This window comes from Arthrobacter sp. 2RAF6 (assembly GCF_052115205.1).
Taxonomy (GTDB): Bacteria; Actinomycetota; Actinomycetes; order Actinomycetales; family Micrococcaceae; genus Arthrobacter.
On record NZ_JBFRGF010000072.1, the window covers coordinates 1 to 10352 of the forward strand.

At 57.9% G+C, this 10352-nt stretch carries 9 protein-coding genes and 1 pseudogene; 5 read left to right on the forward strand and 5 right to left on the reverse strand.

Annotated elements, in window-relative coordinates; genetic code table 11:
- A partial coding sequence (locus tag AB4Z38_RS25225; protein ID WP_441432254.1) for a hypothetical protein occupies nt 1–259 on the forward strand: 259 nt, incomplete at its 5' end.
- A gap of 28 nt (nt 260–287) precedes the next feature.
- On the opposite strand, the gene AB4Z38_RS25230 is transcribed toward AB4Z38_RS25225, so the two are convergent.
- Together AB4Z38_RS25230 and AB4Z38_RS25235 are read right to left on the reverse strand one after the other, a co-directional pair.
- The gene (locus tag AB4Z38_RS25230) at nt 288–497 is read right to left on the reverse strand and encodes a hypothetical protein (protein ID WP_441432255.1); all 210 of its coding nucleotides are present in this window, start codon (nt 495–497) and stop codon (nt 288–290) included.
- A gap of 763 nt (nt 498–1260) precedes the next feature.
- Nucleotides 1261–2253, reverse strand: a complete 993-nt coding sequence (locus AB4Z38_RS25235) for a LacI family DNA-binding transcriptional regulator (RefSeq protein WP_441432256.1) — start codon at nt 2251–2253, stop codon at nt 1261–1263.
- Nucleotides 2254–2598: 345 nt separating this feature from the next.
- Between AB4Z38_RS25235 and AB4Z38_RS25240 the strand changes: the two genes are divergently transcribed.
- From AB4Z38_RS25240 to AB4Z38_RS25255, 4 genes are all read left to right on the forward strand, one after another.
- The gene (locus AB4Z38_RS25240) at nt 2599–3960 is read left to right on the forward strand and encodes an MFS transporter (protein WP_441432257.1); all 1362 of its coding nucleotides are present in this window, start codon (nt 2599–2601) and stop codon (nt 3958–3960) included.
- Between the two features lie 147 nt (nt 3961–4107).
- Nucleotides 4108–5214 (forward strand): NAD(P)/FAD-dependent oxidoreductase, encoded by a 1107-nt coding sequence (locus AB4Z38_RS25245; RefSeq protein ID WP_441432258.1) that lies wholly within the window; start codon nt 4108–4110, stop codon nt 5212–5214.
- 88 nt (nt 5215–5302) lie between these two features.
- Nucleotides 5303–6508, forward strand: a complete 1206-nt coding sequence (locus AB4Z38_RS25250; protein WP_441432259.1) for a M24 family metallopeptidase — start codon at nt 5303–5305, stop codon at nt 6506–6508.
- Nucleotides 6509–6803: 295 nt separating this feature from the next.
- Complete coding sequence (locus AB4Z38_RS25255; RefSeq protein WP_441432260.1) at nt 6804–7805, forward strand: carbon-nitrogen hydrolase family protein; 1002 nt, start codon at nt 6804–6806, stop codon at nt 7803–7805.
- 553 nt (nt 7806–8358) lie between these two features.
- Here AB4Z38_RS25255 and AB4Z38_RS25260 read toward each other — a convergent pair.
- The 3 genes and pseudogenes from AB4Z38_RS25260 to AB4Z38_RS25270 all read right to left on the reverse strand — a co-directional run bounded on the left by AB4Z38_RS25260 (nt 8359) and on the right by AB4Z38_RS25270 (nt 10038).
- Nucleotides 8359–8817 (reverse strand): substrate-binding domain-containing protein, encoded by a 459-nt coding sequence (locus AB4Z38_RS25260; RefSeq protein WP_441432262.1) that lies wholly within the window; start codon nt 8815–8817, stop codon nt 8359–8361.
- A gap of 21 nt (nt 8818–8838) precedes the next feature.
- Nucleotides 8839–9258, reverse strand: a pseudogene (locus AB4Z38_RS25265) (aldose epimerase family protein); the annotation flags it as partial.
- Between the two features lie 528 nt (nt 9259–9786).
- Nucleotides 9787–10038, reverse strand: coding sequence for a hypothetical protein (locus AB4Z38_RS25270; protein WP_441432261.1), 252 nt, complete (start codon nt 10036–10038; stop codon nt 9787–9789).
- Between the last annotated feature and the right edge of the window lie 314 nt (nt 10039–10352).

The following is a 10352-nucleotide window of genomic DNA, read 5'->3' on the forward strand; positions in this document are numbered from 1 at the left end:
AGTAGTCACTGTGTGGTACAGCGAGGGGCAAAACGGCCGCTTTAACATCGGCGGCAATTCGGTTGAGGGGTTCGTTGATCGAGTTTCCAGACTCGACGAGGTTGATGTTGTATTCGAAGGTGCCCTTGTGCGTCCGCTCGACCCCGCTGACCTGACGGATTGCTGCTTCGATCCCTATATACAGAGAACGACAAGCCTTGGCTTACGCCAGCGCCGGGGCCACGTCGTAGCCGGCCGACTTGGCGAGCTTGTGCCGTGACCGGTCGTAGCGTCTGGTGGTCCGCGGATCAGCGTGGCCCATAGATTGTGTAACCGCACGGAGCATCGGGCGCTGCTTCGACGATGTAGTCTCCTGGCCCGACTCTGGTCACCTTGATGCCTTGGTTCAGTGCGAGGGCTTCCGGAATGAGGTCTTCGACTGCGGAATTCAGTAGATTGTCGAGCGTAGCCACGTCGGTAGCCGATACGCGACGGATGACTTGAGTCGCGTGGGTCATGCGTCCTCCTAAATTTTGTTGTTTGAACTACGGTTTGCTCGAGATGACGATCAAATGCTCCGTCGCGGCAGCCTTCTTCTTATACCGCTCCTGCATCCGGCTGAGTCAGAACCTGCAAAAACACAGGATGACGTCATCGATTCTTCTCTCTAGCCACAGGTACTGAAAACAGGGCAGTTGCGAGGACGGGAGGCCCTGGTGGTCTTATGCTTCCGCGATACGGGAATGGCTACCTGTTGTCAGTTCGTCCGGAATCACTTGGGAAAAGCTCGTCCGCTGACGTTAAACTCCACGTTTCCGCTGGAGTCTTCCTAGCCTCAGTTACCGTCCAGTAGTTTGGCGTCAGCTGATAGACATGTTCCGCGTTCGACAGTCTGCTGGCGGTCCGCTGGGCGACGGCCGCTCTGTTTTTCACTTGATTCTCCTGATGTTCTTCGCAGCCGATGGATCATTACGGTCTGCAGAGAATTGTTTTTATCGGCATTAGCCTGTTGCCGGGTCTTTCCTGGTCCCCCGGGAACCACCAGCACTCGCCTCTTTGTAACTAGTTACATCATAATGTAACTAGTTACATTGAGCAAGACCCTCGAAGCGAATCGTCATCAGGGTGGTTCCTCCGCAGGACTCATCTTTTGGTCAAAGTGCACGCACCTGGTCTCAACAAGCATGAGGACTGATCAGAGTACGATGACCTATCCACAGGGCGCCCAAGTCAAGCGTCGCCGGGACCATGTCGGACCCCGGGATCGTCGCCTAATGCCGGCTATTCCTCTCCGCACGACCGGCGCACGATGAGGCGTGGTTCTTGGACGATACGTACCGGTTCCTGGGGCGCGGTCACGATCAGTGTCGCGGCTTCAAGTCCCATCTCGTAGGTCGGCTGTGCAATGACGGTCATGCCTAGAGTTTCCGCCCAGTCGAAATCACCAACGGCAATGAGCCCAACGTCGTCCGGAACACGACGTCCAAGCTTGTGGAGAGCCTCATAGATGTGCCTGGTGAGCAGATCCGACATGCAGACGACCGCGTCGATTGGCGATCCGTTAGCCCGGGCGTCGGCCAGCAACTCGGCGATTGCGGTGAAGACCTCTTCCTTGGCCTCCACTGCTCGCACCGCGCTGTCGGGTAATTCGATGTCATGCTCGTTTAGCACACTTCGAAGTCCGCGGATCCGCAGGATGCCCTGCTCCCGATTTCCCATCGTGATGACAGCGATGGAGGAACGCCCACACGCCAAAAGGTGTCCGCCAATGAGTTGACCGGCCTTGATATTGTCCAGGCTGATCGAGTGCAGGTTCGGCGACAGGTCCGCGGCCCGGCCGACAATTACACACGGCGTGCCGGCAGCGGCCATTCGGCGAGCCCGCGCATCGCTATCGGGGCCGGTGGTGAGGATGAGGCCACGAACCCGCTGCTCATCCATTTTCTGGACGTGTGCCCACTCCCGGTCGACCCGGCTAAACGTGTTGGCGAACATCACCAGACTGTCGTGCGCGGTGGCGGCCTCTTCGATCCCCCGCATCAGCTCGAGGTAATAGGGACTGTCGAGGTCCCGGATGATCACGCCAATCGTGCTGGAGCGGCCAGCGAAGACCCCGCGTGTGAGTGCGTTCGGCGTGTAGTCGAGCTCGGCTACTGCTTTCCAGATGCGGTCCGCGGTGCCGCTGGAAACATTTAGACCGTTCAACAGACGGGATACCGTCGCCGTGGAGACGCCGGCCGAAGTGGCGACATCATTAATTGTGGCCCGCGCCATTATGCATCCTTTCAATAGCCGGACTCCACCATAAGGCGGCGGTCTCGGGTTCAACGTGATCATGAGATCTAACTAGCCCGATTGACGTTGTAAACAAGCCTGCCCACACGTTGAGTTCACCGAGAATCTTTCTCTCTTGACCCGGACCGCGCCGGTGTGCTTTGCTATGACCATGATCACATGCAACTAGTTACATTTACAAGTTGCTTCACGCTTGTCGCCTCGGCCCACAGGTTTTGAGAGTAGTCCGCCAACACGCGGACCGCCGCAAGCGCCCCACCCCCAACTAACAAACGATCCGTGCAAGCGTCTTCGGCGAGTCTCGGTTCAATAAAGGAGGAGCTCATGGATAACGGCAACGCCGCCGCCATCGCCATGCGCCGAAAGGCAGCAATCAAGGCCGCCGCAATTGGTAACTTCGTGGAGTGGTACGACTTTGTTCTATACGGGTTGTTCTCCACCACGATCGCTAAAGTGTTTTTTCCGCAAACCGATGCCACGACCGGTTTGCTCGCTACCCTCGCGATCTTTGGGGTCAGCTTTTTCGCCCGACCCCTTGGAGGCTTCCTCTTCGGTCAAATCGCCGACCGCCTAGGCCGTCGACGCTCCCTCTTGCTGTCCGTTCTTTTGATGAGCATCGCTACCCTGGCATTGGGCTTGCTGCCCGGCGCCGCCCAAGTTGGCATCCTGGCACCGATTTTGCTGCTGCTATTCCGCCTCACCCAAGCTCTCGCAGCCGGAGGTGAATACGGCAGCTCGACTAGTTACGTAGTCGAATTCGCTCCCGACCACCAACGCGGTCGCTATGCCGCAATCACGCCAGTGTGGTCCTACATCGGCAGTTTCGTGGCAGTTGCTGTGTCCCTGACCGTGATACTCACCACAACCCCGGAACAGCTGCTCTCTTGGGGATGGCGACTGCCGTTCCTGATAGCCGCTCCCCTTGGATTGCTAGGCCTCTACCTGCGTATCCGCGTGGAGGAATCACCAGTGTTCCAGGAGCTTCGTACTTCCGGAAGCGTGGAAAAGACACCAATCAGAGAAGCCCTGAGAACTTCAAAGAAGCCACTGCTGATCATTCTGGGCTGGTCTATGACGAACGCCACAGCGGCCTACATTATGAGCACCTTCCTCGTCTCCCACATGGCGGCGAAAATCTCGGTGGGCATCGGTCAGTCATTAATCGTGCAGCTGGTGCTGTGGAGCGTGCTGGGGATAGGTTGCACTATCTCCGGGCGCCTCATTGACCGTGTCGGACGGAAAAAGGTTGCAGTTACGTGTGCAGCCGGCTTGGCTTTGCTGGCCGTACCAGCACTGGCCATGCTGGAGAACAGCTCCTTGCTTCAATCGGTGCTGATCATCACGGTGCTCGCCCTCCTTTACAGCGGATTCACCGCAACCACTGCGCTGGCCATGGTCGAACTGCTTCCACCGGCCGTGCGTGCCTCCGGAGCGGCCCTGTCCTACCAGCTGGCGTACGCACTCTTCGGAGGAACCGCACCATTCCTTGCGACCTGGTGGGTTTCCCTTGGATACGGTCTCGCGCCGGGGATTTATCTGGCAGGGCTAAGCGCAATCTCGATGGTCGTCGCCATGGTCGGCATTGGGAATCGCCGGAAGAGTGTCAGTTCAGAACCTGACGGCCCAGGGGATGATCTTCTCCGCCCCAGCTCGGCCGAAGAAGTAGACCCGTCAGTGACTGCTTGACGTCAAAGTCTATTTTTTTGAAGCATGCAACTAGTTACATGCGTTCGTCCCCTTGTTCGCCGGTTTGCAGGCGCCCCGATCAGCTGGCGTTCCCCAAGCTGTCGAGTGGGCTCAGTAGAGAAAAACTACAGATGAGGAAATTCTTTCATGGCTGAAAAAGTCATTGTCATTGGCGCCGGTGTTTACGGGGCTGCGGTTGCTTTTGAGCTGTCGAAGCGAGGTGCGCACGTTACAGTCGTCGACGCCGGGGTGCCGGGGGGAGGCACGTCCAATGCCACCTTCTCTTGGATCAACGCGAATGGGGGGAAGGAACCCCGCGAGTATCACGATCTCAACGTAGCCAGCATGGAAGCACACCGGAAGCTAGCTAATGCAGTGAGCGGCAGTGACTGGTATCAAGAACCCGGGAACCTTCAATGGGGTGGCGATGACGGCGAGCGGACAGAGCTCCGCAGAAAAGTCGAGGTTGGCCTCAGCTACGGGTATCCAGCTCAATGGATCAGCCGAGATGACGCCGTTCGGCTGGAACCGGACATCAACCCAACCGAGCTGCCGGACCATGAAATCGCCTACTTTCCGACCGAAGGATGGGTTTCACCGGCCCGGCTGATCGGGTACCTCTTGGCGCAGTCAGGGGCCGAAAAGGTATGGAATGACGCGGTCGTAGGCTTTGACGTTGCGGACGGTCTGGTGAGTTCTGTTCGTCTGGCTTCAGGGCAGCAACTCGCCGCTGACGCGGTGGTTAACTGCGCCGGCCCGCAGGCATCGGAAGTTGCGCGACTCGCGGGACTTACTTTGCCCATGAGCAACACTCGCGGCATTCTCGTTCACACATCACCAGTCGCGATCTCAGCTTGCCGTGTTGTCATGGCGCCGAATGTCCATGTGCGGCCTGACGGTGGTGGGCGGTTTCAATTGCACTCCTACCAGCACGACGGTGCCGTCGAAGTTTCACCTACAGGTGAGGTCAGCGTCGAGCAGGCTGCGGTCGACAAGATCGTCGAAGCAGCGTGCGCGCTCTACCCCGGAATTCGCAACGCGACAATCGAGAGCGTCCGAGTCGGGGAGCGACCAATTCCCGGGGACGGCCTTCCCGTCCTGGGCCGTGTAACGGAACTGCCCAACTTCCACTTCGCTATCTCGCACAGCGGTGTGACTCTGAGCGTCTACGCCGGCGGGCTCGTAGCCGCTGAAGTGCTCGGCGAAGACCATTCCGCGGAACTGGCTCCCTTTCGCTTCGAACGATTCTCCTAGACCGCGAGGATCACTAAACAGGGCAAACGGGCGCTCAAAAAAGCCAGTGCGTAAGTGCAACAACATTTTTACTTTGAAGGGAACTTAGATGTACCAGTTTGATTTCACGGGCCGTCTGAAGCGGTACCAAGAAACTTTGCGGGAAGAAGGCGTCGATTTCGGCATCGTGATGCTGCCGGGGAGCATCCGCTACTTGACGGGGTTCTGGGGGTACGCCACGCGCGCTGAATATTTCGAACCCGGCCGTCTCATCTGTCTTACTGTGCCGCAAGACGGAACTCCCCTGCTCGTCGTACCAAAAATTGAAAGGGCCTTCGCCGAGGCCGCGACGAAGAACGTTCCGCTCAACATTGAGCATCATGTGGAATGGACTTCACCGGACGACTCGGGCGATGCTTGGGGACTCGTCCGGGGGTTCATCGAAAAAGAGGGCCCATCCGACGCACGCATCAGCATCGACAAGTCGTTCCTGACGGAGAAAGCCAAGCGGCCGTTTGAGGAAAAGTTCGAGGGCTTCACCGTGGTCCCGAACTCAGGCAGCCTCGAGCGTCAACAGGATGTTAAAGATGCGGAGGAAGTGCGGCTGTTTGAAGCCTCCGGAGTCTTAGTTGCAAGCATGTTCCAGGTCGAGCTTGAGGCAATTAAGCGAGGCGGCCTGCGCGAATGCGACGTGGCCATGCTTGGTTTGGAGCACAACGTTCGCGCTTGTGCCGAGGTCATTGAGTCCGAGACCTACAACGACTTGTACGTAGATTCTCCTATCGGGCTGGGTGCGCAGTTGCTGACCTCCGGGCCGCGGCTGAACCGTTCACACGGTACAGCTTCAACCCGTCTGATCGAGCCAACTGACATTGTTGCGATCGATCTGTGCCGAGTGCCCTACCTGTTGGGTTACAGGCTCGGTTTCGGCCGGATCATCGCGCAACGACCTTTGGACTCCACTGAGCAGGACATCAATGCGACGGTGAAGAAATCATACGAAGTCGGGGTGTCCATGCTGCACCCAGGAACCGTTGTCTCCGATATTGATGTGGCCGTTCGCAGTGTTCTTGTCGAGGGGGGTCTTGGCCCTTACGTCATGCACCGTACCGGGCGTACCCTCGGCACCGAGCTCATCGGAATTGGAATCGCGGAAGGCGTAGAACGGAAACTCGAGGCGGACATGGTTCTTGCCATTGAGCCAAGCGTCTACATGGATGGATTCCAGTCCCGGATCGAAAGTACCTTCCACATCACAAATGAAGGCCCGCGGCTTCTCACGCGCGTTCCGGAGCGAATGATCACGACGTACTAGGCAGACAACTGAGGTGGCCAGCGGAAGGAAGAGGATCGCTGGCCACCTCAGCCATCTTCCAGATAGGTTCTGTCCCCTGGCCTCGAAAAGCATTCCGCCCTTGTGGAAACCGGGCAAAAATTGGTCAGAATCGGCTGTAGCCGCACAGGAAAACTCCATCGCAGATGTACCTGCGCCCAGTGAGCTCACCCAGCGCACAGGATTGTCGATCTCCTGATGTCGCGCCAGTGACGTCGCGTCCCAGCGGTCAGCAAACGAGGCGGGACGGCCTTCACTCATGAAAAGGAAATCTGCAATGAATCAAGTTAAAGTCGCAGTTGCACAAGCCGGATCCATCTACGGCAACACCGATGCGACCATTGAAAAACTCTCCGATTTCACCCAAGACGCCTCAGCAGCAGGGGCAAGACTGATCCTGTTCCCTGAAGTGTTCGTCGGAGGATATGCCCGCGGCGAGGACTTCGGATCATTCGTGGGCGGGCGCACTCCGCGTGGCCGTGACGCGTTCAGGCGTTACTGGGAAGGGGCGATTGATGTCCCGGGAGCGGAAGTGCAGCGCATTGGCCAGGTGGCACGGACAAACAACATCCATCTCGTCACTGGGGTTCTAGAACGAGACGGAGGCACGCTCTACTGCACCATTCTCTTCTTCAGCCCCGAAGGCGTCCTGCTTGGAAAACACCGCAAGCTGATGCCCACAGGCTTGGAGCGGCTGGTGTGGGGCTTTGGCGATGGCTCGACAATGCCGGTCTTCGATACGGAAGTCGGCAAAATCGGGGCTGTCATCTGTTGGGAAAACTACATGCCATTGATGCGCTTCCACATGTACACGCAGGGCATCCAGATCTACCTGGCGCCTACAGCTGACAACCGGCCTGACTGGGCCGCGTCCATGCAGCACATTGCCAAGGAGGGCCGTTGCTTTGTGCTCTCGAGCAATCAATACACAACCGTTGCTGACTTTCCCGATGACCATCACCGGGCACAGGGCACGAGCTCGGACCCTGTAATGTCCAGCGGGGGTAGCTGTATTGTCGCGCCTTCCGGTGAATTTCTTGTTGCGCCCACGAGCGAAGGCGAATGCATCATTTATGCCGACCTCGACCTGGGGGAAATCGCAAGGTGGAAATTCGATTTCGACGTCGTTGGCCATTATTCAAGGCCAGACATCTTCCGGCTCAACGTCGACACAGCGCCGCGACCGGTTCAATGCGCAAGGATTCAAGAGGAGACACCTATCGACTTGTTCAGCGACCTTGGTGATTCCTCCACAACCTTCGAAAAAGCGGTTCACTAGTCACCCAAGCAGTGGCAACGGCGACTTGAACACCGAGACAACTAGGCACCTTCGAGGTCACAGTCCCCACAGTTAACGGTTGGGTACACGTGGAGACCACCCATCGGCGGCACTGTGCAGAACTGCCTGAAGGGGGAACCGTAGACGAGGCGTAGATGGGTGGAGGGGCGCGGTCAATGGTATTCGCGGTGTCAGAGGGACGGCATAGCTAGTTGATCTTGGCCTCAGAAAGAGGATGGACTACCTGCTGGTAGTCCATCCTCTTTTCCTTTTCGAAAAGAATCAGTTAGTGCAGAGAGTCCCTTATCGGCCTTGAGTAGGGCGAGTTTCGTTTAGTGCAGGAAACTCGTGTCACTGCGTCAATTGTGCGTTTCTTCAGGTCAGCCTGGTCTTCCTGCGCTGAGCCGACAGCAGATTCGCATCGTTACAGCTCAGGATTGGGTTTTTGCATTAGATGCAAGGTTTCGACATCTGATGCTCATCCTGGAGCGTCTGCCATGGTCTATTCCTTCCGTCCTGACCTGACGGCGGTATTTTCAGGGTCGGAGGGGCACTACATCGTTCCCGCTGCCCAAAGTTCCCCGGACCCACGCTCTAGAAGTTCTGTGGGCACGATGTGGGTCCGGGGTTCTGCCCGGGACCCGCCGATCCGCATGAACAGCATTTCTGCAGCGATTCGTCCCATTCTTTCCGGGTCAGGGACGACGACGGTAACGCCGGGTTCGATCAGGCCAGCAAGAGAGAAGTCGTCGAAGCCGACGAGGGCAACCGACTTTTGGAGCCCGCATTCGCGCAGCGCCCTCATGGCACCGATCGTCACCAGATTCTGGCTGGCGAATATCGCGGTCGGGGGCGAGTTGGACCGCAGCAACGCTCTAACCGCGTTTCGCGCCGCCTCCGCATCATTCAGGTCTTGAACAACGTACCTGAGTAGGGGCAACACCCTCTCTACTGAGTTCCTCCATAAACCCCCGACGCCGCTCGCAGGAAAACGAAGCGTCCATTCATCCATTGGAGCTGGGCCGGCTACTAAGTACGGGTGGGGGCAGACTCCGTAGGGCGCCGTCTTACCGCCGATATTGGTCGCGGTGATGCTGGTGTGCAGGCCGTGATTGTCTAAGCGATAGCGCGCTGACAAACATAATGTGAAGGGGTATCCGGGCATTGCCCGGATGAAGCACATGAGCCATACAGAAGAATCGTCCTTTTCCTCAACCGTCCAGTCCAGGTCGAAGGCAAAGCCGTGCAGGGCGCAGTCACGTTCCGGCTCGTTCGTCGGAATCTGATATTCCACCCCTTGGAACTCGTATTTACCATCACGGATACGGTTGGGCCACGGCGCTGCAATAATGCCGCGAAAGTCAGGTATCGGGCCATCGGCTGAAAACGGGACTGTCAGATCACGCCCCAGGTGCTGCAGCTGGCGTAGGGCTGCGCCACGCGACGTGATTGTCGCGGTGTAGTGCCCTGCCTATATCTCATACTCCACCCTCACTGCCCGCCACCCCAACCCAGTTTGTTAGGGGAGGGCTTGCCGTTCAGTTCCTCTTTGTACTGGCGGCTGATCATAGCCGTACCGGTGTTGAGCCCTTACGTCGTGGCAATCTTTCGGGAGTCATTTACGGCCCCATTCCGTCGGCACGGCTCAGCACAGCATGATGGGGTGCACCAGCGGGAAGCGGAACGGCCGCTGAACTCACGATTCGCGGCCTAGCTAGTCTCAACATACGGTCCAACTGAGGGGACGGCAGGGACAAATGACATGCCACCCTGGTCGACTGAGATGGGCCGGCCGGTGATGTCGCGGCCTGAGCCCCCGTGAACAGCGACCACCGAGTTGATTGAGACACGGGTTCTGTCACCTCTTCTTGCCGTTGAAACGCAGGAGAGAGCGGACGGTCAAACACGTCGCGCCCTTCGCCGGCCTGGGCTTGCTCGTTGTACTTCTTGATACGGCGGTCATTACCTTGGAAATGGAGCATTAGGAGCTGGCTTCGCCCTGGTAGGCCTGCAGTGCGATGGCGGTTTCGATGCCTTGGTCATGGATGTTTTGGCTGGCATCGGTGACGGCCCTGATGAAAGCCGGGTTCGTGTGAAGGTGGTACTCCGCCTGGTGTGCCCGGTGGAAAGCCCCGAACCCGAAGTGCATGATCCCGGGCGTGACCTGAGATCGGTCATACAAGGGCAACGGACTCTTGGCGAGATGGGCCGTGGCAGACGACAGAATAGTCATAGAGAAGCTCCTGCAGAGCGATAGATGAATTGAAGAACATACAGTTTGGTGGCGAGTCAGAGAGCCAATGACCCATAGCTGAAGACATGCCGCGAGTCCTGACACCGGTGCACCGGAGGACCGCAAAAGGCTCCGGCATACGCCGTGGTAGGGCTATGAATCAGCGTGAGTCGTCCTGGTCACCGCTGTCGCTGGCGACGGAGACCTTCTTGACCCCGTGGATGTCGTCCAGCTGCGCGATGAGATCACGCAAGGGCGGTTTACCCCGAAATCTCATCCGAACGGAGACATGCGGAGATTCTTCACCCACAGCG

Bases quoted from the DNA above. Each gene is read 5' to 3' on its own strand.
- AB4Z38_RS25245 (WP_441432258.1), top strand. From the start codon at position 4,108: ATGGCTGAAAAAGTCATTGTCATTGGCGCCGGTGTTTACGGGGCTGCG.
- AB4Z38_RS25240 (WP_441432257.1), top strand. From the start codon at position 2,599: ATGGATAACGGCAACGCCGCCGCCATCGCCATGCGCCGAAAGGCAGCA.
- AB4Z38_RS25260 (WP_441432262.1), bottom strand. From the start codon at position 8,817: ATGGATGAATGGACGCTTCGTTTTCCTGCGAGCGGCGTCGGGGGTTTA.
- AB4Z38_RS25250 (WP_441432259.1), top strand. From the start codon at position 5,303: ATGTACCAGTTTGATTTCACGGGCCGTCTGAAGCGGTACCAAGAAACT.
- AB4Z38_RS25235 (WP_441432256.1), bottom strand. From the start codon at position 2,253: ATGGCGCGGGCCACAATTAATGATGTCGCCACTTCGGCCGGCGTCTCC.
- AB4Z38_RS25270 (WP_441432261.1), bottom strand. From the start codon at position 10,038: ATGACTATTCTGTCGTCTGCCACGGCCCATCTCGCCAAGAGTCCGTTG.
- AB4Z38_RS25255 (WP_441432260.1), top strand. From the start codon at position 6,804: ATGAATCAAGTTAAAGTCGCAGTTGCACAAGCCGGATCCATCTACGGC.
- AB4Z38_RS25230 (WP_441432255.1), bottom strand. From the start codon at position 497: ATGACCCACGCGACTCAAGTCATCCGTCGCGTATCGGCTACCGACGTG.